Source organism: Streptomyces gilvus, from assembly GCF_022513565.1.
Classification (GTDB): domain Bacteria; phylum Actinomycetota; class Actinomycetes; order Streptomycetales; family Streptomycetaceae; genus Streptomyces; species Streptomyces gilvus.
In genome coordinates this window covers 59941-83759 of sequence record NZ_JAKWBE010000030.1, presented here as the reverse complement: position 1 = coordinate 83759, position 23819 = coordinate 59941, and the positions used below count along the sequence as shown (strand labels likewise).

General features: G+C 71.6%; 22 protein-coding genes and 1 pseudogene. 13 read left to right on the top strand and 10 right to left on the bottom strand.

Going from position 1 to position 23819, the window contains the following annotated elements; translation table 11 throughout:
- The first annotated feature begins 26 nt into the window (after positions 1-26).
- From MKW14_RS33280 to mftR, 4 genes are all read left to right on the top strand, one after another.
- Positions 27-1385 (top strand): enolase C-terminal domain-like protein, encoded by a 1359-nt coding sequence (locus tag MKW14_RS33280; RefSeq protein WP_240869171.1) that lies wholly within the window; start codon positions 27-29, stop codon positions 1383-1385.
- Positions 1382-2137: an SDR family NAD(P)-dependent oxidoreductase gene (locus MKW14_RS33275; RefSeq protein ID WP_240869168.1), complete on the top strand. Its 756-nt coding sequence runs from the start codon at positions 1382-1384 to the stop codon at positions 2135-2137. The genes MKW14_RS33280 and MKW14_RS33275 overlap by 4 nt, the downstream gene beginning before the upstream one ends.
- A gap of 14 nt (positions 2138-2151) precedes the next feature.
- A complete protein-coding gene (locus MKW14_RS33270) occupies positions 2152-3135 on the top strand; it encodes an aldo/keto reductase (RefSeq protein WP_240869165.1) in 984 nt (327 codons plus the stop codon).
- Between the two features lie 370 nt (positions 3136-3505).
- Entirely contained in the window at positions 3506-4120 is a 615-nt protein-coding gene (gene mftR / locus MKW14_RS33265; RefSeq protein ID WP_240869164.1) for a mycofactocin system transcriptional regulator MftR, read from the top strand.
- A 16-nt stretch (positions 4121-4136) separates the two neighbouring features.
- Here the strand turns inward: mftR and mftG are convergent, their stop codons facing one another.
- Entirely contained in the window at positions 4137-5723 is a 1587-nt protein-coding gene (gene mftG / locus MKW14_RS33260; protein ID WP_240869162.1) for a mycofactocin dehydrogenase MftG, read from the bottom strand.
- 271 nt (positions 5724-5994) lie between these two features.
- Here mftG and mftA point away from each other — a divergent pair, with 271 nt between their 5' ends.
- The 6 genes from mftA to mftF all read left to right on the top strand — a co-directional run bounded on the left by mftA (position 5995) and on the right by mftF (position 11165).
- Positions 5995-6123 (top strand): mycofactocin precursor MftA, encoded by a 129-nt coding sequence (mftA, locus tag MKW14_RS33255; protein ID WP_240869159.1) that lies wholly within the window; start codon positions 5995-5997, stop codon positions 6121-6123.
- A gap of 10 nt (positions 6124-6133) precedes the next feature.
- Positions 6134-6415, top strand: coding sequence for a mycofactocin biosynthesis chaperone MftB (gene mftB / locus MKW14_RS33250; protein ID WP_240869157.1), 282 nt, complete (start codon positions 6134-6136; stop codon positions 6413-6415).
- Positions 6412-7677 (top strand): mycofactocin radical SAM maturase, encoded by a 1266-nt coding sequence (gene mftC, locus MKW14_RS33245; RefSeq protein ID WP_240869155.1) that lies wholly within the window; start codon positions 6412-6414, stop codon positions 7675-7677. The genes mftB and mftC overlap by 4 nt, the downstream gene beginning before the upstream one ends.
- Positions 7678-7745: 68 nt before the next feature.
- Positions 7746-8948, top strand: coding sequence for a pre-mycofactocin synthase MftD (mftD, locus tag MKW14_RS33240; protein ID WP_240869150.1), 1203 nt, complete (start codon positions 7746-7748; stop codon positions 8946-8948).
- A complete protein-coding gene (gene mftE / locus MKW14_RS33235; protein WP_240869147.1) occupies positions 8945-9700 on the top strand; it encodes a mycofactocin biosynthesis peptidyl-dipeptidase MftE in 756 nt (251 codons plus the stop codon). The genes mftD and mftE overlap by 4 nt, the downstream gene beginning before the upstream one ends.
- 13 nt (positions 9701-9713) lie before the next feature.
- Positions 9714-11165 (top strand): mycofactocin biosynthesis glycosyltransferase MftF, encoded by a 1452-nt coding sequence (gene mftF, locus MKW14_RS33230; protein ID WP_240869144.1) that lies wholly within the window; start codon positions 9714-9716, stop codon positions 11163-11165.
- Between the two features lie 440 nt (positions 11166-11605).
- On the opposite strand, the gene MKW14_RS33225 is transcribed toward mftF, so the two are convergent.
- From MKW14_RS33225 to MKW14_RS33215, 3 genes are all read right to left on the bottom strand, one after another.
- Positions 11606-12661, bottom strand: a complete 1056-nt coding sequence (locus MKW14_RS33225; protein WP_308314664.1) for an LLM class flavin-dependent oxidoreductase — start codon at positions 12659-12661, stop codon at positions 11606-11608.
- Between the two features lie 95 nt (positions 12662-12756).
- Positions 12757-13401 (bottom strand): TetR/AcrR family transcriptional regulator, encoded by a 645-nt coding sequence (locus tag MKW14_RS33220; RefSeq protein ID WP_240869136.1) that lies wholly within the window; start codon positions 13399-13401, stop codon positions 12757-12759.
- Between the two features lie 72 nt (positions 13402-13473).
- Positions 13474-14118: a glyoxalase gene (locus MKW14_RS33215; RefSeq protein WP_240869235.1), complete on the bottom strand. Its 645-nt coding sequence runs from the start codon at positions 14116-14118 to the stop codon at positions 13474-13476.
- Between the two features lie 166 nt (positions 14119-14284).
- Here MKW14_RS33215 and MKW14_RS33210 point away from each other — a divergent pair, with 166 nt between their 5' ends.
- Positions 14285-15049 (top strand): MBL fold metallo-hydrolase, encoded by a 765-nt coding sequence (locus tag MKW14_RS33210; RefSeq protein ID WP_240869131.1) that lies wholly within the window; start codon positions 14285-14287, stop codon positions 15047-15049.
- Between the two features lie 94 nt (positions 15050-15143).
- On the opposite strand, the gene MKW14_RS33205 is transcribed toward MKW14_RS33210, so the two are convergent.
- Together MKW14_RS33205 and MKW14_RS33200 are read right to left on the bottom strand one after the other, a co-directional pair.
- The gene (locus MKW14_RS33205) at positions 15144-15920 is read right to left on the bottom strand and encodes a polysaccharide deacetylase family protein (protein WP_240869129.1); all 777 of its coding nucleotides are present in this window, start codon (positions 15918-15920) and stop codon (positions 15144-15146) included.
- A 186-nt stretch (positions 15921-16106) separates the two neighbouring features.
- Positions 16107-16529 carry a hypothetical protein gene (locus tag MKW14_RS33200; RefSeq protein WP_240869232.1) on the bottom strand — a complete coding sequence of 141 codons (423 nt, stop codon included), beginning with the start codon at positions 16527-16529 and terminating at the stop codon, positions 16107-16109.
- A 140-nt stretch (positions 16530-16669) separates the two neighbouring features.
- Here MKW14_RS33200 and MKW14_RS33195 point away from each other — a divergent pair, with 140 nt between their 5' ends.
- Positions 16670-17866: a serpin family protein gene (locus MKW14_RS33195; RefSeq protein ID WP_240869127.1), complete on the top strand. Its 1197-nt coding sequence runs from the start codon at positions 16670-16672 to the stop codon at positions 17864-17866.
- A 19-nt stretch (positions 17867-17885) separates the two neighbouring features.
- On the opposite strand, the gene MKW14_RS33190 is transcribed toward MKW14_RS33195, so the two are convergent.
- From MKW14_RS33190 to MKW14_RS33175, 4 genes and pseudogenes are all read right to left on the bottom strand, one after another.
- Complete coding sequence (locus tag MKW14_RS33190) at positions 17886-18458, bottom strand: transcriptional regulator (RefSeq protein ID WP_240869125.1); 573 nt, start codon at positions 18456-18458, stop codon at positions 17886-17888.
- A 93-nt stretch (positions 18459-18551) separates the two neighbouring features.
- Positions 18552-20078 carry a helix-turn-helix domain-containing protein gene (locus MKW14_RS33185; protein ID WP_240869122.1) on the bottom strand — a complete coding sequence of 509 codons (1527 nt, stop codon included), beginning with the start codon at positions 20076-20078 and terminating at the stop codon, positions 18552-18554.
- Positions 20078-20389 carry a helix-turn-helix domain-containing protein gene (locus tag MKW14_RS33180; RefSeq protein ID WP_374116628.1) on the bottom strand — a complete coding sequence of 104 codons (312 nt, stop codon included), beginning with the start codon at positions 20387-20389 and terminating at the stop codon, positions 20078-20080. The genes MKW14_RS33185 and MKW14_RS33180 overlap by 1 nt, the downstream gene beginning before the upstream one ends.
- A 152-nt stretch (positions 20390-20541) precedes the next feature.
- Positions 20542-20838 (bottom strand): annotated as a pseudogene (locus MKW14_RS33175) (hypothetical protein); the annotation flags it as partial.
- A gap of 129 nt (positions 20839-20967) precedes the next feature.
- Between MKW14_RS33175 and MKW14_RS33170 the strand changes: the two are divergent.
- Positions 20968-23799: an AfsR/SARP family transcriptional regulator gene (locus MKW14_RS33170; protein WP_240869119.1), complete on the top strand. Its 2832-nt coding sequence runs from the start codon at positions 20968-20970 to the stop codon at positions 23797-23799.
- The last annotated feature ends 20 nt before the right edge of the window (positions 23800-23819 follow it).

Below are 23819 nucleotides of genomic sequence, written 5' to 3'. Positions count from 1 at the left end.
ACCCCGAACGTTCGAAAGGCTCTTCCGTGACCGCAAGCGATCCGCGGATCACCGCGCTCGACACCTACGACATCCGGTTTCCCACCTCCCGGGAACTCGACGGGTCGGACGCGATGAATCCCGACCCCGACTACTCGGCCGCCTACCTCGTCCTGCGCACCGACGCGCAGGACGGGCTGGAGGGCCACGGCTTCACCTTCACCATCGGCCGGGGCAACGACGTCCAGGTGGCGGCGATCAACACGCTGCGCGCCCAGGTCGTGGGCCGCTCCGTCACCGAGCTGTGCGCCGACCCCGGTTCGATCAGCCGGGACCTGATCGGCGACAGCCAGCTGCGCTGGCTCGGCCCGGAGAAGGGCGTGATGCACATGGCCATCGGCGCGGTGGTCAACGCCGTCTGGGATCTGGCCGCCAAACGCGAGGGCAAGCCGCTGTGGCAACTGCTGGCCGACGCCGAGCCCGAGTGGCTGGCCGACCAGATCGACTACCGCTACATCGAGGACGCCCTCACGCGCGAAGAGGCGGTGGCGATCCTGCGGCGTGGCAGGGCCGGCAGGGCGGCCCGGGAGCAGGTCCTCCTCGCCCGTGGCTACCCCGCCTACACCACCTCCCCCGGCTGGCTCGGCTACAGCGACGAGAAGCTGACCCGGCTGGCACGCGAGGCGGTGGCCGACGGTTACACCCAGATCAAGCTGAAGGTGGGCGCCGACCTCGACGACGACATCCGCCGTCTGCGCGCCGCACGCGCCGCCGTCGGCCCGGACGTACGCATCGCCATCGACGCCAACCAGCGCTGGAACGTGGACGAGGCCGTCGCCTGGACCACGGCCCTCGCCGAGTTCGACCCGTACTGGATCGAGGAGCCCACCAGCCCGGACGACATCCTCGGCCACGCCGCGATCCGTACCCGGGTGGCTCCGATCAGGGTCGCCACGGGCGAACACGTGCAGAACCGGATCGTCTTCAAGCAGCTCCTCCAGGCCGGTTCCCTCGACGTGCTCCAGCTGGACTCCGCCCGCGTCGGCGGGGTCAACGAGAACCTGGCGATCCTGCTGCTCGCGGCGAAGTTCGGGGTGCCGGTCTGCCCGCACGCCGGCGGAGTGGGCCTGTGCGAGCTGGTGCAGCACCTGTCGATGTTCGACTACCTCGCGGTCTCCGGCAGCCTGGAGAACCGCATGATCGAGTTCGTCGACCATCTGCACGAGCACTTCACCGACCCCGTGGTGATGCGGGACGGCCATTACGCGGCGCCCACGGCGCCGGGCTTCTCGGCCCAGATGAAATCCGAGTCGATGGCCCGTTTCACCTATCCCGACGGCGAGTTCTGGGCCGCGGACCTGGCAGCCACCGCCGACGCCGCCGAAGGCCGGGAGGCGGTGGCGTGAGCGGGTTCAACGGACTGCGGGCCGTCGTCACCGGCGGGGCCGCCGGCATCGGACGCGCCACCGCCGAGCTGCTGGCGGAGCGCGGGGCACGGGTCGCCGTACTCGACCTCGATCCCTCCGGCGTCGAGGAACCACTCGTCGCGCTGCGCGCCGACGTGACCGACGACGCCGGGGTGCGTGCCGCCGTCGCCGAGGCAGCCGTGCGGCTGGGCGGCATCGACATCCTGGTCAACAACGCCGGGATCGGCGCCGCGGGCACCGTCGAGGACAACTCCGACGAGCAGTGGCACCGGGTCCTCGACGTGAACGTGCTCGGGATCGTCCGCGTCTCCCGGGCCGCGCTGCCGTACCTGCGGGCCTCCGCGCACGCGGCGATCGTCAACACGTGCTCCATCGCCGCCACGGCCGGCCTGCCGCAGCGGGCCCTGTACTCGGCCAGCAAGGGCGCGGTGCAGTCACTCACCCTGGCCATGGCCGCCGACCACGTCCGCGAGGGCATCCGGGTCAACTGCGTCAACCCCGGCACCGCCGACACCCCTTGGGTGGCCCGGTTGCTGGACGCGGCCGACGATCCTGAGGCGGAGCGGGCCGCGCTGAACGCCCGCCAGCCGATGGGCCGACTGGTGACCGCCCAGGAGGTGGCCGCGGCCATCGTCTACCTGGCCGGGCCCACGGCCGCGTCGGTCACCGGCACCGCCCTCGCGGTCGACGGCGGCATGGCCGGACTCAGACTCCGTCCGCAGGCGATGTGAGAGGCGAAGCATCCATGCGAGCCACGGAACTGGGACGCAGCGGCGTCAAGGTCACCGACCTGGGCTTCGGCGCCGCCGCGCTCGGCAATCTCTTCACACCGGTCGGCGACGACGAGGGTGCCGCGGCGGTGGACGCGGCGTGGAGCGTCGGCATCCGCTACTTCGACACCGCTCCCCACTACGGCCTCGGCCTGTCCGAACGGCGTCTGGGCCAGGCGCTCGCCGGGCGGCCACGCGGCGAGTTCACCGTCTCGACGAAGGTCGGACGTCTGCTGGAACCCCTGGCCGAATCCGACGGCGACGACCTCGAGCACGGCTTCGCCGTTCCCGCGACCCACCGCCGGGTGTGGGACTTCAGCGCCGACGGAGTGCTGAGGAGCATCGAGGCCAGCCTGACCCGGCTGGGCCTGGACGCCGTCGACATCGTCTACCTGCACGACCCCGACGACCATCTCGACCAGGCCCTGCGCGAGGCCTACCCGGCGCTGGAGCGGCTGCGGTCCGAGGGGGTCGTACGGGCCATCGGCGCGGGCATGAACCAGTCCGCGGCGCTCGCCCGCTTCGTCCGGGAGACCGATGTCGACGCCGTCCTGCTCGCCGGCCGCTACACACTGCTCGACCAGACGTCCCTCGCCGACCTGCTGCCCGCCGCCGCTGAACGGGGAGCGAGCGTGGTCGCCGGAGGGGTGTTCAACTCAGGGCTGCTGGCCGATCCCCGGCCGGGCGCCACCTACGACTACACGACAGCCCCGCCCGCGTTGGTCGAACGGGCGCTGGAGCTCAAGGGGGTGGCCGAACGACACGGCCTGCCGCTGCGGGCTGCCGCACTGCGTTTCCCGTTCGGCCACCCGGCCGTGGCCGGCGTGCTGGTCGGCGCCCGTTCCGCCGCGGAGGTGCGCGACGCCGCGGCGATGCTCGCCGAACCGGTCCCCGAGGCTCTGTGGCAGGACCTGTTCCCCGCCGGTGTGCCGGTCCCCGGGAGACCGAGTCCCGTCTGACACCCCCGGAGTGGCCCGCTCCCCTGCCCCGACCAGCTGACCCGGCTCTCTCCCCGTCCAGCCCGACTGCCCGGCCCATGCCCCGACGACCAGGGCAGCCCCGTCCCCGCCACACCGCCCGGGCCGGTAGTCTCCTCCGCCCCAACCAGCCGGACAACCCCGCTCCCCTGCCTCCGCCACCGTCCACCCAGACGGCCCGCTCCCCTGCCCCGACCAGCCGGGCGGCCCGTCCCCGCCGCACGGCCCGGGCCGGTAGTCTCCTCCGCGAGGCGCGACCATGGGACTGTGAAGTCAGTCGTCAGGATGAGGCCGTCGTCGCCGCCGACGAACGGGCGAGCGGGACAGTCGCGGTGAGGCAGGGAGGAGCGCTGTGAAGTCGCCTGCGCAGGCACAGAACGCCTCCGCCACGCCGGCCAGGGCGGGCCGGCCGCAGGCGACGTCGCCGGAAGCCCTGGAGAGGCTGGGCTTCATGCTCTTCGCCCGCCAGGGGTTCGACCGGACGACGGTCGACGACATCGCCGCTGCCGCGGGGATCAGCAGGCGCACCTTCTTTCGCTACTTCGCGTCCAAGAACGACCTCGTATGGGGTGACTTCGAGGGGCAGCTCACGCGGCTGCGAGCTCTGCTGGCGGCGAGCGATCCGGACATCCCGATGATGGACGCGATACGCGCCGCGGTCGTCGAGTTCAACCGGTTCGACCCGGCGGACGTGCCGTGGCACCGCCAGCGTATGGAACTCATCCTGCGGGTTCCGACCCTGCAGGCCGACTCGACGCTCCGGTACGCCTCGTGGCGCGGGATCATCACGGAGTTCGCGGCCGCCCGGACCGGCCTCGCGCCGTCCGACCTGCTGCCGACCCTGGTCGGCCATACGGTGCTGGCCGCGGCCATCGCGGCCTACGACCGCTGGCTGACGGACGACGGCAACTGTCTGACCGACCTGCTGGACCAGGCCGTCCGCCACCTCGCGGACGGCTTCGGCTGAGTACGCCGACCGACTGTCAGGGCAGGTCTCGTCGCATGGCGTCGGCGACGATCTCGCCGACGAGGACCGCGGTCGCCGCGGGTCCCCGCTGCGGCGCGTCCGGCAGGATCGAGGTGTCCGCCACGCGCAGTGCGCGGATGCCGTGCACACGGCCGTACTGGTCGACGGCGGCGCGCTCGGTGTCCTCCGCCGATCCCATCGGGACCGTCCCGCAGGTGTGCTGGGCCGTGGCGATGCTGCCGGCGATCCACCGGTCCAGCGCGGAGTCGTCCTCGATGACGGCCGGCGGCAGGCCCAGCGGTCCGCCGGAGAGACCGGCCAGGGGCTGTGTGGCCAACAGGGCGGCGGTCACGCGGACGGCCTCACGCAGCCGGCGGAAGTCGTCGGGCGTAGTCAGAAACCCCTGCTCGATTCGGGGCGCGACCGCCGGATCGGCTGAGACCAGCCGCAGCGTGCCCGTGGGCCGCGGGGCCTGCGCGGAGACCATGAAGCACAGCGGGGCGCCGGGCACGCTCGGCTTCCCTGTCACCAGTCCCGCCATGGGGACCAGGGACTGAAGGATCTCCAGGTCTCCGGGGCCCGCGGGGTCGCCGTGCTCGCCGACTCCCGACGGCAGGTGCAGGCAGCCTCCGAGCCATGTCTCCCGCGGCTCGTCCAGGTCCTGCGCGGGGCTCCATTCGAGGACCAGTTGCGGATGGTCGCTGACGTGCGCCCCGACGGCAGGAGCGTCCCGCAGGACGGGGACGCCGAGGCGTTCCAGATCGGCGCGTGGCCCGACACCGGAGAGCAGGAGCAGGTGGGCGGAGGCGAAGGCCCCGGCGCTGAGCACGACCTCCCCGGCGTCGATCACCATGCGGGCACCGTCCCGTTCGGCGACGACCCCTGTGGCACGGCCGCCCTCGACCACCACTCTCACGACCTGGCATCGGCCCAGAGCGGTGAGGTTGGGCCGGTCGAGCACCCGCGGCGGAAGGTAGCTCAGCCCGGCGTTGCGCCGCACACCGTCGACGGAGTTCGACGGCACGGGCCCGAACCCGGGCGGCGCCTGGTCGTTCTTGTCGGGATCGGCGGGGAATCCCAGGGCCTGGGCGGCGTCCCGGAACGCCGACGCGGCCGGGTGGTCGAGAGCCGCGCGGCGCACGGGCATCGGTCCGCGGTCGCCGTGCACGGGGCCGGCACCGAAGTCCAGATCGGTCTCCAGGGCCCGCAGGAACGGCAGGACGGCGGCGTAGGACCAGGCGGGATTCCCACGCGCCGACCAGCGTTCGAAGTCCGCGCGGCGGGCGCGCACGAAGTACCCGCCGTTCACCGTGGTGGAGCCGCCGAGAACGCGTCCCCGGGGAACCGTCCAGGGGCGCTCGGGCGTCAGGTGCACGGGATACGCGCAGGTGCCGGGATGGCCCGCCTGTGCTCCGGGAACCAGCCGGGCGTCCAGGAGCGCCGGGCCGAAGCCGTCACGTCCCCGGGGCAGGGCCCCTGCCTCCAGCAGCAGAACGCGACGCTCGGTGTCCTCCGTCAGGCGTGCGGCCAGCGCCGCTCCTGCCGCGCCGCCACCCACCACGATCACATCAGGGCGGTCCCCTCCCCACGGGCGGCGGCTCACAGCAGGATCTCCCCGCACAGGCACACCGGGGCGCCGCCCCGTCTCATGAGCCGAATGTCGCCGTCCTCTGGCATGCCGTGCTCCCAACTGGTCGAAGCGAACGTCTTCCTTTTTGACACAGGGTGCCATTACTCTCCTGACCACGGACGCCAGACGGCTGTTTCCATCTCCGGGGCTCGGCACGTCCGCCGGACTCCTCATGCGCCGTCACCGAACGCACGCAGGGCTTCGCCCTTTCGCCCACCACAGTCCGAGATCCGAGGAGATCCTCATGGACGAGTCCACCTCCACCACGACGGAACACCACAGCGCCGACGAGATCGCACCGCCCGACCCGCTCATCGAGGCCGACGCACTGGTCGAGGAGGTCTCTATCGACGGCATGTGCGGTGTCTACTGAGCCCGCGCGCATGACCGCGCTCGACCTGGACCGCGCCTGGGACCTGCACCCGCAGGTCTCGGTGCGGCCGGAGCCCTTCGGTGCGCTGCTGTACCACTTCGGCACCCGCAAGCTCACCTTCCTCAAGGACCGCCGGCTGCTGGAGGTCGTCCGGTCGCTCGCGGGGGCGCCCACCGCCCGCGCGGCCTGCGCGGCCGCCGGCCTGCGCGAGGCCGAACTGCCGCGGTTCGCGCAGGCCATGGCCGCGCTCGCGGGGTCGTCGATGCTCGTCGAAAGGAACCCCGTCCCATGACCACCTCCACGCCTGCGCCCGTGACCGCCGGGGACACCTCGACCGCCCCACGCCTGGTCGACCTCTTCGAGCACGGCCTGGCCGCCCCCATCTGCCTGACCTGGGAACTCACCTACGCCTGCAACCTGTCCTGCGCCCACTGCCTGTCCAGCTCGGGCCGCCGCGACCCGCGCGAGCTGAGCACGGCCCAGGTCAAGGCCGTCATCGACGAACTGGAGGCCATGCAGGTCTTCTACGTCAACATCGGCGGCGGCGAACCGACCGTACGGGCCGACTTCTGGGAACTGCTCGACTACGCGACCGCGCACCACGTGGGAGTGAAGTTCTCCACGAACGGCGTCCGGATCACCCCGGAGATCGCCCGCCGGCTGGCCGCCAACGACTACGTCGACGTGCAGATCTCCCTCGACGGCGCCACCGCCGAGGTCAACGACGCGGTACGCGGCGCCGGTTCGTACGACATCGCGCTGCGCGCCATGCGCAACCTGGCGGATGCCGGCATGAGGAACTTCAAGCTGTCGGTGGTGTGCACCCGGCACAACATCCCGCAGATGGACGAGTTCAAGGCACTCGCCGACCGCTACGGCGCGCAACTGCGCCTGACCCGGCTGCGTCCGTCCGGCCGCGGGGCCGACGTCTGGGACGAACTGCATCCCACGGCCGAGCAGCAGCGACAGCTGTACGACTGGCTGCTCGCCCACGGCGAGCAGGTGCTCACCGGCGACTCCTTCTTCCACCTGTCGGCGTTCGGCAAGGCGCTGCCCGGTCTGAACCTGTGCGGGGCGGGCCGCGTGGTGTGCCTGATCGACCCGGTCGGGGACGTGTACGCATGCCCCTTCGCGATCCACGACGACTTCCTGGCCGGCAACGTCCGCGAGGACGGCGGCTTCGCCCGGGTGTGGCGGGAGTCGGAGCTGTTCCAGGAGCTGCGGGAGCCGCAGACCGGCGGGGCGTGTGCCTCCTGCGCCTTCTACAGCACCTGCAAGGGCGGTTGCATGGCGGCGAAGTTCTTCACGGGCCTGCCGCTGGACGGCCCCGACCCCGAGTGCGTGCAGGGGTACGGCGAGCAGCTGCTGGCCCGGCGCCCGGACGGACGCGACCACCTCCCCAGGCCCTCCGACGACCACTCCCACCGCACCGGGCCCGCGCGACGGCCGGGCCCCGGGCCGGTGGACGTCGTCCTGACCACCCGGCAGGACATCGCGGCACCCCCCGTGAGCGCGTGCGAAGAGAACCCGCTGGCGGGCCTGAAGCTTCCCTGAGCCCCTCCCGAGCGCCTTTCGGGCCGCTTCGGCCCCTGAGGGAGCCCCTTTCGAGAAAGAGCCGCACCATGGGCAGAAACGCCTGGTTCGAGACCGTCGCGGAGGCTCAGCGCCGCGCGAAGAAGTACCTCCCCCGCACCGTCTACGACGCCCTCGTGGCCGGCTCCGAGCGGGGCCGCACGTTGGAGGACAACCTCGACGCGTTCACCGAAGTCGGCTTCGCGCCACGCGTCGTGGGCCACCAAGCGCAGCGGGACCTTTCCACCACCGTGCTCGGGGTGGAGACCGCCCTGCCCGTGGTCATCTCCCCCACCGGCGTGCAGGCCGTCCATCCCGACGGTGAGGTCGCGGTGGCGCGCGCGGCGGCGAACCGTGACGTGATCATGGGGCTGAGCTCCTTCGCCTCCAAGCCGGTGGAGGAGGTCGCCGCCGCCAACCCCAAGACGTTCTACCAGATGTACTGGACCGGCACCCGCGAGGCGATGTCCCAGCGCATGGAACGGGCGCGGGCCGCCGGAGCCAAGGCGCTCATCGCCACCCTCGACTGGTCCTTCTCCCACGGCCGCGACTGGGGCAGCCCCGAGATCCCGGACCGGATCGACCTGAAGACGGCCGTGAAGTTCGCCCCCAAGGTCCTCCCGCACCCCCGCTGGCTGTGGACGTTCGCCAAGTCCGGACGCATTCCCGACCTCACCACCCCCAACCTGCGCTCGCCGGGAGGCGAAGCCCCCACGTTCTTCGGGGCCTACGGCGAGTGGATGCAGACCCCTCCCCCCACCTGGGACGACGTCAAGTGGATGCGGGAGGAGTGGGGCGGGCCGTTCCTGCTCAAGGGCGTCACCCGGGTCGACGACGCCAAGCGCGCCGTGGACATCGGCGTCTCCGCGATCTCCGTCTCCAACCACGGCGGCAACAACCTGGACACCACCCCGGCCACCATCCGGGTGCTGCCCTCCGTCGCCGAGGCGGTCGGCGACCAGATCGAGGTGCTGCTCGACGGCGGCGTCCGGCGCGGCAGCGACGTGGCGAAGGCGCTGGCGCTGGGGGCACGTGCGGTGCTGATCGGCCGCGCCTATCTGTGGGGGCTGGGCGCGGGCGGGCAGGGCGGTGTGGAGAACGTCCTCGACATCCTGCGCGGCGGCCTCGACTCCGCCGTCCTCGGCCTCGGCCACTCCTCCGTCCACGAACTGTCCCCTGACGACCTCGTCATCCCCGGCGGCTTCACCCGCACCCTCGGCGCGACCCGCACCGCGGACCCGCTCAGCACATGACGGCACCGGTCCCGCCGTACCCGCCAGCGGCTGAACTTGCCCGCACCGCCTGGCCCGAGGTGCCGAAGCGGCCGCTGGTCCTGGTCCCGGTCGGCTCGACCGAGCAGCACGGACCGCACCTGCCCCTCAGCACCGACACCGTCATCGCGACCCAGGTGGCCCGGCGCGCGGCGGACCGCCTCGGCCCCCATGTGCTGCCGGCGCCGGCCATCGCGTACGGGGCCAGCGGTGAGCACGCGGGTTTCCCCGGCACGGTCTCCGTCGGGCACGAGGCCCTGCGCTTCCTCCTGGTGGAGACCGTACGGTCACTGTCGCTGTGGGCCGGACGGACCGTGTTCGTCAACGGGCACGGCGGCAACGTACCCACGCTCGACGCCGCCGTCGCCCAACTCCGCGCGGAGGGCCACGAGGTGGCCTGGGTCGGCTGCGACACACCCGGCGGCGACGCCCACGCCGGCCGGACCGAGACCTCGCTCATGCTCCACTTCGCTCCCGACGACGTCCGTCTCACGGCCGCCGCCCCCGGGAACGCCTGCCCTCTCGCCGAGCTGATGCCGGAGCTGAGGGCCCAGGGCGTCCGCGCGGTGTCGCCCAACGGCGTTCTCGGCGATCCCACCGGGGCCGACGCCGAGGAGGGCCGTGCGTGGGCCGAGGACATGGTCACCGCCGTCGTCCACCGCATCACGGCGTGGCGGCCCGACCCGCGCGGCCGTCTCCTCGTCCCAGCATCCCAGCATCCAACTTCCGTATGAAAGCCGCCTGTTCATGACCCTGCCGCATGGCTTCGCGGTCGCCCTGGACCGTGACACCCGCGTTCTCGACGGCGGACGCGCACTGCTCGGAGGCCGGCCCTCCCGGCTGCTCCGCCTCACCCCCCGGGCCCGCGCACTGCTGTCCGGGCGCACCCTGACCGTCCGGGACGCGGCGGGCGCGGCCCTGGCGGAACGTCTGCTGGACGCCGCGATGGCCCACCCGGTGCTCACGGGGCCGGCGATCCCCGCCACGGCAACCGGCCAGAGCTGCACCTACGTGATCCCCGTGCGGGACCGCCCCCGGCAGCTCGCCCGCCTGCTCTCCTGCATCCCCGCCGACGCCCCCGTCATCGTCGTGGACGACGCCTCGCACCGCCCGGAGGCCGTGGCTGCCGTCGCGGCGCACCATGGAGCGCGCCTGCTGTCCCTCCCCGAGAACCTGGGGCCCGCAGGCGCCCGGAACGCGGGCCTGCGTCAGGTGACGACACGTCATGTGGCGTTCGTAGACTCCGACATCGAGCTTCCGCCTCATACCGTGCCCACGCTGCTGGCGCACTTCGCCGACCCGTCCGTCGCCATGGCCGTACCCCGGATCACCGCTCTCGGCACCGATGACCGCGAAGGCTGGATCAGCCGGTACGAGGGCACCCGCTCCTCCCTCGACCTGGGCGCGCACCCGGCCTCCGTCCGCCCGGGCACCCCCGTCTCCTGGGTGCCGAGCGCCTGCGCCGTGGCCCGCGTCGACGTGCTGCGCACACTGGGCGGCTTCGACGACGGGATGCGCATGGGCGAGGACGTCGACCTGTGCTGGCGGATGACGGACAGCGGCTGGCGCGTCCGGTACGACCCCTCCGTGCACGCCGCCCACGAGCACCGGACCGGCTTCACCGACTGGTTCCGGCGCAAGGCCGAGTACGGCACCGGCGCCCACCCCCTGGCCGTACGCCACCCCACCGCCATCGCCCCGGCCGTACTCGCCCCGTGGAGTGCGGGGCTGCTGCTCGCCGTGGCCGCCCAGCGCCGCTGGTCGCTGCCGGTGGCCGCAGCGCTGTGGGGCGTCACCGCCGTCCGCGTCTCCCGCACCCTGGCCGGCACCGGGCAACCGGCCCGCCAGGCCCTACGTCTCACCACCGCCGGCGCGGTGTCCGCCCTGGCCCAGGGCGGCGCGCTTGCGACCCGGCACTGGTGGCCCGTGACCGTGGCGGGCTGTCTCGTCTCCCGCCGGGTCCGCCGGGCCGCCGCCGCGGCGGCCGTGCTGGACATCGCCCTGGAGTACCGGCCCCGGCGGACCGGCCTCGACCCCGTCCGGTACGCGGCCGCCCGCCGCCTCGACGACCTGGCCTACGGCGCGGGGGTGTGGTGGTCGGCGCTCAAGGGTGGCTCCCCGGCAGCGCTGCTTCCTCGGGTCGTCACCAAGAGCTCCTCGACGCGTCGCCGTCCCCCACGGTCACGAACGATCTCATGAAGGTCCGGACACGCTCAGGGGCCCGCCCACGGCGCTTGCCCTCGACCGACAGGTTTCCTTAGCATTCTGCCACGGTTTCCACCACGGGAGGCGAGGAAACGTGACCACCAGTACGCCCGGGAACCTGCCCGCCGTCTACAGCAGCTTCGTGGGGCGACGGACCTGATCGGCTGGCCGCGGGAGGGTCGCGACCAACTGCTGCACACGGCGGCCGGCTGGTTCGACTCTGCGGGCCCCGACGTGCCGTACGGGCGGCCTCCGTGCCCAGGGCCGAGGCGCTCATGGCGTACCTCGCCGAGGTGGTCGCCAAGGCGCTGGCCGGGCGGGTGGAGCACATCGAACTCGACGGCGATCCGGTGCGCCGCTGAACAACATCACACGTGGGTTCACCTCGCTGCCTGTCCGCGTGCGCTGAGCACGGGTGCGGCACCACGCACCACTCACTTCTGGAGGTGACTCCCCTGCGCGACCTGGGACTCGCGACGGGCGACCTCCGCGCGCACGACCGGTGCCACCTCTGTACCCAGCAGTTCGATGGCCCGCATCACCTCACGGTGGCCCACGGGGCCGACGGCGAGTTGGAGCAGGGCCCGCTGGTGGCCGAGCACCTCATGCTGGTACAGCAGTTTCTCCACGACCTGCTGGGGTGAGCCCACGGCGTAGGTGCTTCCGGGACCGTTCTTGGCCGCGATGTCGGCTGCGGTGACCGTGGGCAGGCCGCGCTCCCTGCCCGCCGTGTTGAACAGCGCGGCGTCGGCGGGGAAATAGATGTCGGCCGCTTTCTGGGAGGTGTCGGCGACGAAGCCGTGCACCGAGACGGCCAAGGGCTGCGGCGGCCGGCCGTAGTGCTCCAGCGCGTCACGGAAGAGCCCGGCCAGGGGGGCGAACTGGTCGGCCGTGCCGCCGATCGTTCCGAGGGCCACCGGGAGACCGAGGGATGCGGCGCGCGCGACGGACTGGGGGTTGCCGCCGGACGCGACCCACACGGGGAGCCGTTCCTGCACCGGGCGCGGCGTGACGAGTTCCTGTGTCAGAGGCGCCCTGAAGTCGCCCTTCCAGGTGACCGGCTCGGGCTCGCGCAGCGCGAGCAGCAGACGCAGCTTTTCGTCGAACAGGGCGTCGTAGTCGTTGAGGTCGTGCCCGAACAGGCGGTACGCGTCGGTGAACGCCCCACGGCCGGCCATGATCTCGGCCCGCCCTTGCGCAACCAGGTCCAGGGCGGCGAACTGCTCGAACACCCGCACAGGATCGTCGGCTCCCAGCACGGTCACGGCGCTGGTGAGTCGGATCCGTGACGTCCGGGCCGCCGCGGCGGCCAGCAGCACCACCGGCGCGGGCGCCCCGAAGCCGGGCCGGTGATGCTCGCCGAGGCCGAACACGTCCAGTCCGACCTCGTCGGCCAGAGCGATCTCTTCCAGCAGTTCCGGGATCCGCTGTGCCGGCCCCACTCCCCCGCCGACTCCTACGTCGACGAATGTGAAAGCGCCTATCTCCACGTACTCCGCCTGTCTGTGCGTACGACCGCATGCGCCGGGCCGATCCACGGCGCACGCCTTCCTTGTGACATGTCGCTCTCGATGCCGGCGCCGAGTCAGCGCGTTTCGTGCAGACCCATCAGCGTCTTGTACACACGCGCGGGCGACGGCGCGGGCGGCAGAGGACGCGGACCGGGGGCAGTGACGGCATCTCTCGCGTACGCCAGCAGACGGGCGGAGAACTGCTCGGCCAGGGCTCCGGAACCGGCCACGACACCGGCGTGCGAGAGCAGCAGCATGACGATGTCCTCGGTCACGAAGTCCTGGCGCAGCGTCCCCGCCTCCTGGGCCCTGGTGACCAGTCGCTGGATGGTCCCGAATGCCCGCCTGCGCTCTTGCTCGCAGCGCATCGACTTCGGGAAGGTCATGGTGAGGACCGCGGCGAACCCGCGGTCGACCAGTTGCATCCGCGCGACCTGCTCGAGGAACAGGAACAGCCCCTCGCCGGGCTCCGGCTCGTCCAGGGCGTCCCGGGCGAGATCGGCGTACACCGTGATCTTGTCCTCGAACGCCTCGGCGACCAGGTCCTCCTTCGAGGCGAAGCGACGCCGGAGCGTGGGCTCTCCCACTCCGGCCCGCGCCGCGATCTGGCGCATCGACGCGCCCAGCCCCTGTTCCGCGAAGACGGTGCGCGCGGCGCTCAGAATCAGCTCCCGGTTCCGTGCCGCGTCAGCCCGTAGCCCCTCACTCCTGCTCGGCATGCCTCCACCCTACAGCCAACCGACGCACCTGCGTCAGTTACGCTGCCGTCGACGGACGCAGGCGGAACTGGGCTAGGCAGCGGCCTCCCAGGTGAAGCCGTCCGGGTCGGTGAAGGAGTCGGCGGTGCTGCCGAGGACGATGCGGTGCGATCCGGTGCCGTCGGCGGGGACGCCGAGATCCCTGGCCAGGGCACGCCGCTTGTAGAGGGCCAGCTTGACGGGACTGGACTGGCCGGGCGCGAACTCGGTGTACTTGCCGCCGAAGCTCTTGGCCACGGTCAGGCCCCGGCCGACGTAGAACTGCCTGGTGGCCTTCACGTCCTCGACGCCGATCAGGAGGACCACGTCGTCGATCTCGCGGGTGGCGGGACCGGTGTCCTTCTTCGCCGAGGTCGCGATCTTCCAGATCGTCCCGTCCGGGGCCTCGACGACGCCGCCGTAACCCCACAGCGACTTCGCGGCTGGTTTCAGCACCGTGGCGCCGGCGTCCACGGCGTCGGCGACGAAGCCGTCGACGGTGGCCGGTCCGGGCACCGTCAGCGCCATCGTGAAGCCGCGGAATCCGGTGGAATGGGTTGTCGAGGCCCGCAGGCCTATGTAGGCGTCCACGCCGAAGGCCGTGTAGAAGCGGCGGGCGGCCTCAAGGTCGGCCACCTCAAGGGTGACGGACGCGAGGGACGTGTGAGCAGCGGTGGAAGTGGTGTTCGCCATGACCATCACGCTAGAGCCCGCACGCCGGCAGAGGCTTCTCCGATCCTGACCGGTCTCGCCACTCACCTCGCCCCGCGTGCCAACCCCGGACGACTTCGAGTCCCGCCGCTGGAAGCGATGAGTTTGGCTGCCGAACGCAGTCTCAGCACCGTAGCCGAACGAGGGAGTGGACATGGACAAGCTGCATCAGGTGGCCGACGGCGTCTGGGTCCGGCAGAGCGAGTGGGTCTGGAGCAATTCCATCGTGGTCCGTGGGGAGGACGGGTTGATCCTGATCGATCCCGGCATCAACGGCTCCGAGTTGGACCAGCTCGCCGATGCCGTGGACCAGCTCGGCATCCCGGTGGTCGCCGGGTTCTCCACCCATCCCCACTGGGACCACTTGCTCTGGCATCCCCGGTTCGGCGACGTACCGCGCTACGCGACCCCCGCCGCCGCCCACGTGGCCGGTGAAGCCCGCGAGCGGGCTCAGGCGATGGCGGAGCAGAGCGCGTCGGGCATCCCCCTCGAGCCGATCGCGCTCGTCACTCCGCTGCCGGCGGACGGCGGGCCCGTGCCGGGCGAGATCGTCGAGCATCGGGCCCACGCTGTCGGCCACGCCGCGATCCTCCTCCGGGACCGTGGGGTCCTGCTCGCCGGCGACATGCTCTCCGACGTCCTGATCCCGCTCTTCGACATTCGCCAGGACGATCAGGTGAACGCCTACGAGACGGCCCTCGACCGGCTGGACGAGGCCGCCAAGCAAGTCGATGTCGTGGTACCCGGCCACGGCGCCGTGGCCGAGGGCCCCGAGGTGGCCGCCCGCCTCGCCGCCGATCACGCCTACATCGACGCACTCCGGCGAGGAGAGGAACCCGTCGACGCACGCCTGGGGCCGCATGCGGACTGGCTCTTCGGCCCCCACCGGTCGAACCTGGAGAAGGCGCGAGGGCGGTAGGACAGAGGATCGCGTTGGATCTCCCGCAGTTCGTGCACCCGGCCGCGGCACACGGTCCGGTCCGTGTGAGGCGAAAGCATGGCTTGTCAGTCAGTCACCGGTAGATCTTGCCCGGCTCGGCCTTCGCCGGAGCGAGCAGCTGAGAGACGGTCACGAAGGTGTAGCCCTGCTTGCTGAGCGCCTTCAGGATGGAAGGCATGGCCGGCACGGTGCCCTTGTGCAGCGGGTGGAGCAGGATGATCCCGTCGCGGTCGGCGCCGTCCAGCACGCGCTTGATGATCAGCGCGCTGTCGTCCGTCTCGTAGTCCTTCGCGGTCACCGTCCACAGCACCTGCGCCATCCCCATTTTCTTCGCGACCTTGGAGACGCGGTCATCGGTACGGCCCTGGGGCGGGCGCATCAGCGTCGGCTCGCTGCCAGTGATGCCGGCTATGGCCCGAGCCGTGCGGCGCAGCTCGTCGCGGATCTGCGCATCGGAGACATCGGTCAGCACCGCGTGCGTCCAGGTGTGGTCCCCGATCTCGTGTCCTTCCTCGGCGATCCGCCGCACCACACCTGGATACTTGTGGATGCGCCGCCCCTCAAGGAAGAACGTCGACGGCGCCTTGTACTCCTTCAGGAGGTCCATCAGCCGGTCGGTGGGTTCGCCCGGGTTCCCGTCGAAGGTGAGCGCGATGCACTTGGCCTTCCGGCAGTCCACCTGTCCCGACGACAGGCCAGTTCCAGAGGCGACCCGGTCCCGTTCTTCGCGCGGGGAAAGCGTCTGCATCTTGTTCGCCTGGATGACCACGGCGACGGTCACTGTCACGGCCGCCACCACGGCCAGAGTCAGGAATATGAGCAGGCGAGGCCGCCTTCCGAGGATCTTCACATGAGGGAGAAGATTTCCCTGTCGCCGGGGTTGCCCAGCACCCTCGATAGTGAGGCAGAACACATGTGCGCACTGGCATTCACATCCAAAGCGCTCAACTGCCGACGGTCACGATATGTCCTACCTTTCAGGCGTGGCTGCTCGCGGGAGACCTCTCTATGACTCAAGAGGGTGTAGGGCGGGCGGTCACGCGTCAGGGTCAACTTCGGGGTGCGTGAACCGCACGGCCTTGCCCAGCGACCGGGCATAGGCGATTTCCGCTCGGGTGCTGTCTCCGATGTAGTCACCGACCACGAGCACCTCATCAGCGAGCCGGATCTTCGCCCGGTGCAGATCGTCGAGTCGGACCTTCAGCGCCTCGGCCTCGACAGGATCGGACCAAAGTTCGTGCGGCGACTTCATGTCACAGCCCGGCTTGACGACAATCCGTCCGGCTGTGGTCTCCCGCAGATCGGCCTCGTTCATCTCGGTCATGAAGCGGGTGGAGCCGCAGATCACGACGATACGCGGAAGGCTCAACAGCTTCTTCGCGTCGGCGAGTTTCTCCTCGGGGGTGAGCGGTTGCGGGTATGACACTGGTTCCTCCTGGTGGTGTGGTCGAAGGGGCATCGAATCGATCAACGAGCGCGTTGAGCCCAGCGATCTGGCACAACGACGCCACCGGACAAACCGCCCCACGCTCACTGATCGCCTACGATCACTGGCTCCTGGGAAAATCATCTAGCGAGGCTGCTGACCCTGGGGGTGGAATGGGAGTCGCGTCGACGACCGTGCGCGCGGTGAACGGGTTGACCGCGCGGTGGGCGGGCGCCTCGGAGGAGGGCACGGCGTTCTCGGCGGCGGGGGTGTGGCCGCTGCTGGCCTACCTCGCCGACCGGGCGGAGGGCGCTGCGCGGGCCGAGCTGACCGAGGCTCTCGGGCTTCCCACCGGGCAAGCTGCGGACGCGGCACGCGAGTTGCTTGCCGCGACGGGAGCCATGCGGGGACTGGACACGGCTCTGGGGCTGTGGACGAAGCGCACGCTGCAGCTGAGGCCGGAGTGGGAAGCAGGTCTGCCGGCTGACGCCCATGGGGTGCTCACCGGGGATCCCGTTGCCGATCACCAGGCGCTGGACGCCTGGACGGTGAAGCGCACCGGCGGCCTGATCGAACGCATGCCGGTCACGCTGACCGAGGACACGGAGATGGTGCTGGCGAGCGCGCTGACCTTGCGCACCCAGTGGCTGAGCCCCTTCGACGAGACGGTACTGGATACGGCGTACGAGCCCTGGGCCACCGAGCCGCGGCTGGGACTGCGGCGCTCCAGTGCCGTGCTCGACCGGGTCGGGCTGGCGGACACACCCGGCGGATACGTCACCGAACTGAAGGTGCTGGGCAACAACGCCCTCGACGTGCACCTGCTGCTCGGCGAAGAGGACATGAAACCGGGGCAGGTGCTGGAAGCCGGGGTGGAGATCCTCGCCGGCCGGTGCTCGGTCGTCCCGGGGCCGCGACTGCCGTACGGGAACGTGGGCCCCGGCCTGCGGGTGGAAAAGGTGCGCTGCACGCGGCCCGAGCCGCCGTCGCTGGACGTGACGACCGTGGCGTACCGGATCAGCGCCAACCACGATCTGCTGAGGCTGCACCGGTTGTTCGGGCTCACGACGGCACAGGACACCGCGCGCGGGCACTTCCCCGGCATCAGCGCCTTCCCGCTCGCCATCGGGTCGGCCCAGCAGAACACCCTGGCGCGGTTCGGCGCGTTGGGCTTCGAAGCCGCGGCGGTGACAGCGTTCGCCGCAGTCGGCGGTGGCGTGCCGGACCTCCGCTACGTCACCACCAGGATCAGCGCCGCCTTCGACCGCCCCTTCGGCTTCCTCGCCCTGCATCGCCATACACGGCTCGTACTGGCGGCAGGCTGGATCACGGATCCCCTGCCGTACCCCCTGCCAGAGAGCCGTGCATGACGGCCCGTCGGGGCGCGTCTCAGGCGGCGAAGCCGATGTTCGTGACGTACTCGTACTGGCCCCACTGCGAGCCGAGGTCCACGACCTGGTCGATCCAGGCGTTGTCCAGCTCCGGGTCGTCGCCGGCCGCCCAGGCGGCCACGATGCGGTCCCAGCGGCGCACATTGAGGGTGCGGAACTCCACGACTCGCTGGCGGGGGCGGTCGACGCCGGACTGGTTGAGGGGGTGGATCTCGACGCGGGTGCCGCGACCCTCGCGGTTGAGGCGGGCGGTGAGGTAGCGGGCGATGTTCTGGCGGCGCACGGTGCGGTAGGCCTGGTCGATGCGCTCGAGATTCTTCCTCGAGGGTGCGCGACGGCCGTCGATCCAGGCGCGCAGGGTGCGGTCGGTGACCGTCAGGCCGGCCACGCGGGCTGCAGTGCGGGCGTGATCGGTGCGGGTGAGGTAGTGCAGACGCGCGAGCAGGCCTCGGCGTACGGTGACGGGGGTGGTGATGTAGCCGGCGAGGGCGTCCAGTTGGCGGGCGACGGCTTCGTGGCCCTTGATGCCGCGCGCGCCGTACTTGCCGAACTCGATGTTCCGCTCAGGCATCAGCTCTTCCGGTCTTCCGGTCACTCGGTGTGTGGATCACTGTAGGGGGTGTACGGGCCGTACGGGCGGTCGATGCCGCGCGGTCCGCGCGGGTCAGCCGTGGTCGTCGGGACCGGGACCGACGCCGACGGTGTAGACGTCCTTGATCTTCACCTCGGTGACTCCGCGCCCCTCGGGGAAGACCGCGCGCCAGTCGCCGATGACGTGCAGTTCGTCGGTTCCCATCGCACGCACCACCATCAGGCCCTCGTCGTAGGCCCGGTGGGCCTTCCACCACAGGTTGGCGAAGGCCTGGGAGCGGATGAGGTGCATCCAGTCGGTGCGGTACAGCTCCCGGTTGTAGTTCGACTCCCCCAGCGTCGAGACGAACTTCGAGTACATCGCCTTGACGTACTCCAGCGTCACCTCGTCGCCGTCGGCGATCGCCCGCTCCCGGGCGTCCTTGAGGGCGACGCGGAACTTCTCCAGCAGCCCCTCGGTCGCACCGGAGGTCCACGACTCGTGGATCTCCGGCGGCTCGCACAGCGCGTACTTCGGGCCGGACAAACGCAGCAGCAGCCTCAGGATCGGTTCCGTCACCCACAGCGGGCCGGGTTCGTCCCGGGAGCCGATCGGGTTCGGCAGGAACGCGTCGTGTTCCCAGGCGGGCGGGGTGATCAGGTGGACGCCGGCGCGACGGCGGTCGTGGTGGTCGCCGGTGGAATGCTCCAGCTGGCCGAGCGGCAGATGCGTCTTGAGTGCGCTCAGGTAGGCACCGTTGACGTCCAGTGCCGTCACCTCATGCTCGCCGGGCGGCAGTTCGGGCCTGGTCCATTTGGGGCGGGCCTCCCAGATCTGGTCCGCACCGCGCGCGGTCTGCTTGCGCAGGATGTCGGGCAACCACGGGTGCGCGATCACGTCGTAGCGCCCGCCTTTGCGGCTGTGGTCGAGCAGCGCCATCGCATCCGGGATCGCCCGTTTGATCAGCGCCGCCGTGGCCGCGTCCGCGTCACCGGCATGCTCGTCGAGCGCGGCGGCGACCGCGGAGGCGATCAAGTCGGGCGTGTCGGCCGCCTGCACGCGTCGCCCGGTGGGGACGATCCGTACCCCTCCTGCCGATCGTGCGCCGGGGTGGTGCCGGGTACTGGAAGGGGTCGGACTCTGCGTGCTCGGCGTGGTGGGCGCGGCTGGGGTGGTGCCGGTCACGGCCGCGGCGCACTCGGCGGGGTCGAGGTGTTGCGGGTATCCGGCCACCTCGTGGCGGGCCGGCTGCCCGCACAGCACGCACGGCCGGGCCACGGCGAGTACGTCGACGTCGTCGTCCTGACCGACGCCCGGCCCGGCAACTGCGGACGCATCGCCCTCGGGCTCTTCGACCGAGACCTCCTCCGTGGTCGCGGCCGCCAGCTTGGTCCGCGCTCCCTCCAGGAAGTACCCGTACTTCTCCCGTACGTCCCCGCTCGGCTCCCGCCCCGCCTCCCAGCCCCCGACCGTGGAGGGGCTGACGCCCAGGGCGCGGGCGAGTTCGGCACGCGAGAGGTTGAGTTCTTGCCGCAGCGCGCGCCGCTCCTCGACGGGCGGCAGCGCGACGTCCTTCCCTGCCCGGGCGAGCAGCGCGTCGATCGCCTCGAAGTCAGCCATCACATCTCCCCGTCCGTCACCGCCGCGGGGCGGGTCGCATGGGGCTGGCGGCCGACGGTACGACGCCGCCTGGCCGGCAGCGCCTCCACAGCCCGGGTCGGACCCGCCAGGAGATCGAGAACATCGATGCCGTAATGCACGGCGACCACCTCACAGTCGGCCAGACTCCACGCCGCGACACCTGACTGACGGCGGCTCACCTGCGCCTGGCTCACCCCCAGCGCGGTCGCGAGCTCGGTCTGCGACTCCCCCGCCGCATGCAGAAGCGCCGCCACCGCCGACCGCACCCGCTCCTCCAGCGTCATACTCACAACGCGGAATCTACCACCCAGGCGCATGATTGATGCGGATGACGCATCAACAGCATGGAGGCTGAGGCGAGGATGTGCAGCGGGTCGAGGAGGGGGCGGTCATCCCGATCCGTCGCTTCTTGTGACCGCGACCGGCGCCTTGCTGTTGAACGCTAGATCCTCAGCGCCGGATCGAGTGCCGGATTGGCCGGAGAGGGTTCCGGCTTCGACCAGCGCAGAGGTAGCGCGCCGGGCGTTTCGATCGCCTCCGACACGGTGAAGCGCACCCGGCGCTCGCCGTCCGCCGCGAACTCCGTTTGTCCCTCGCCGGTCAGTTGGAGAGTCGTGCCCGTCGTCCAGTCCAGGAACAGCAGGCCCGCGCGGGGGTCGGAGGCGAGGTTGCCGAGGGTGAGGAACATGGCATTGCCCGGGTAGGGAGAAGACCTGGCTGGGCTGAGCCTTGTGGGGCTGTCTGACGCGCGCGTAGCGTGTGTCGCGGCCTGGTGCCAGGGATGTGTCGCCAGGGCGATGCCGGTGATGGGGATGACCGGCCAGGGGAAGGTGCGGAGCGTGTGCGCGTCTGATCGCCGGGGGTTGTCGTGGTGACGTTCAGACTTCTCGGGCCCGTCGAGTTATGGGGCCGAGGACCGATCGACATAGGTCCTCCGCAGCGGCGGAGCGTGCTGGCGGCGCTCGCGGTGGACGCCGGCCGCGCAGTGCCGATCGAGACGTTGATGAGGCGTGTGTGGGGTGACGATCCGCCGGAGGGGGCACGTCAGGCGCTGTACGCGCATGTGGCCCGCATCAGGCGGGGGTTGGCGGCCGCCGGGGCCGTTCGCACGCCGGGCGTGCTTCGGCGGAACGGCGGTTACGTGCTGGACAGCGACCCCGAAGACGTGGACCTGCACCGGTTTCATCGCCTGGCCGCCGACGCCCGCAGAGCCGGCCGGAGCGACGCCGAGCAGGTGACGACGCTCCGCGAGGCCCTGGACCTGTGGCGCGGGGAGCCGCTCGCCGGACTGTCCGGGGAGTGGGCGGCGCGGATGCGCGACACCTGGCAACGGCAGCGGCTGGACGCGGTCACCGCGTGGGCGAACGCGGAGACGGCGGTGGGCAACCACGCGGTGGTGATCGACCGGGTGCCCGAACTGATCGCCCAACACCCCCTCGTGGAGCCGCTGGTCGCCGTGCTGATGCGGGCACTGTACGAGGCGGGGCGCGGCTCCGAGGCTCTGGAGTGCTTCGCCGAGACCCGGAAGCGGCTGGCCGACGAACTGGGCACCGATCCGGGCACCGAGCTCCGCCAACTCCACCAGGCGATCCTGCAGGGCGCCCCCCGGCCGGCCGAGCCCACGGATCCGCCGCCTTCGGCCCGTCCTCGGTCCGCGCCGATGCTGGCGCATCTGCCCCTGGACGTACCGGCTTTCACCGGCCGGCAGGAGGAGCTGGCCCAGCTCGACAAGATCCTCGCGGACGACATCGGCAGCCCCACGGTGGCGGTGATCTCCACCCTCTCCGGGACCGCGGGCGTGGGGAAGACGGCTGTCGCCGTCCACTGGGGGCACCGGGTGGCCGACTGGTTCGAGGACGGCCAGATCTATGTGAACCTCCATGGTTTCGAGCCTTCGCGGCCACCCGTGACCCCGGCGGAGGCACTGCCCCGGCTGCTGGAGGCGCTGGGCGTGCTCCCCCAGCACATGCCGGTCAGCCCGGAGGCGCAGGCCGGGCTGTACCGGAGCATGCTGGCCGGACGACGGATGCTGGTGGTCCTCGACAACGCACGCGACGCCGAACAGGTACGGGCGTTCCTGCCCGGCAGCCCAGGGTGCTTCACCCTGGTGACCAGCCGGAACCGGCTCTCCGGCCTGATCGCCCTGGAAGGCGCCCGGAGTCTTGTCCTGGATGTGCTGCCCGCGGCGGAGTGCCGGCGGCTGCTCGCCCGCCGGATAGGGGCCGAGCGCGTGATGTCCGAACCGCTGGCGGTCGACGAGATCGTCAGCCGCTGCGCACGGCTGCCGCTGGCCCTGGTGATCGTGGCCGCCCGTGCGGCGATCGAGCCGGGGCTCGGCCTGGCACGGCTCGCCGCCGAACTCCGGGACGCCCAGGACTCCCCCGCCGGGCTGGACAGCTTCGGCAACGAGGACATGCGGGCGGACGTACGGGCCGTGTTCTCCTGGTCGTACGGCACCCTGAGCCCCCGGGCCGCCCGGATGTTCCGGCTGCTGGGCGTACACCCCGGCCCGGACATCAGCGTGCCCGCCGCCGCGAGCCTGGCCGGGATCCCCGTCCCGGACGCGGGCCGACTACTGACCGCGCTGGCCGACATTTGCCTGGTCACAGAGCACTCGCGCGGCAGATACGTACTTCACGACCTGCTGCGGATGTACGCCGCCGAACTCGCCGACACCGTGAACGCCGCCGGCGAGACGCAAGCCGCCGAAGACCGCTTGTTCGGCCACTATCTGCACTCCGCCCACCTTGCCGACCGCATGCTGGATCCGCACCGTGACCCGATCGCGCTGCCGCCCGTGGTCCCCGGTGTCTCCCCCGAACACGCCGCGGACCACTCAACGGCCCTTGCCTGGTTCACGGCCGAGCACCCCGTGCTCCTCGCGGTGGTGCACCGGTCGGGCACCGCCACGCGGGCGCCGGGCGCCCCGGTCTGGCAGCTGACCCGCGCCCTGACCACGTTCCTGCAGCGACGCGGCCACTGGTCCGACTGGGCCACGGCCCAACAGGCCGCGCTGGACGCCGCACTCCGCTCCGCCTCGGCCGCCGGGCAGGCCGACGCCCACAGCGGACTCGGCCGCGCCTGCACCCGCCTGACGCGGCTGGACGACGCGCTCACCCACCTCGGCCGCGCCCTGGATCTCCACAAAGCCCTCGGCGACCGAACCGAGCTGGCCCACACCCACCTCGACCTGGCCCGCCTGCACGCCCGGCGGGGCGCCTACCCCGAGGCGCTGGCCTGTGCCCGGGAGGCCCTTGACCAGTACACCTGCTTGGGCCACCGGACCGGCCAGGCCCGAGCCCTGAACTCGGTGGGCTGGTATCACGCGCAGCTCGGCGACCACCGTCAGTGCCTCACGTTCTGCGGGCAGGCGCTGGAGCGCTTCACCGAACTCGGCGTCCGCGACGGGCAGGCGGACACCTGGGACAGCCTCGGCTACGCCCACCAGCACCTGGGCGACCACCGCCGGGCCGCGGCCTGCTACGACAAGGCCGTCGCGCTGTTCCACGGTCTCGGGGACCGCTACTTCGAGGCCGACGTGCTGGCCCACCTCTGCGAGAGCCACCGGGCCGCCGGCGACGCCCTGGCGGCCCAGCGGGCCGCGCGCCGCGCGGCGGACATCCTCGACGAACTCCGCGTGCCGGACTCGGACGGCGTCCGCACCCGGCTTAGCCGCCTCGGCCTGCCGGCCGGACCCTGAGCGGGCAACTGCTCAGGGTC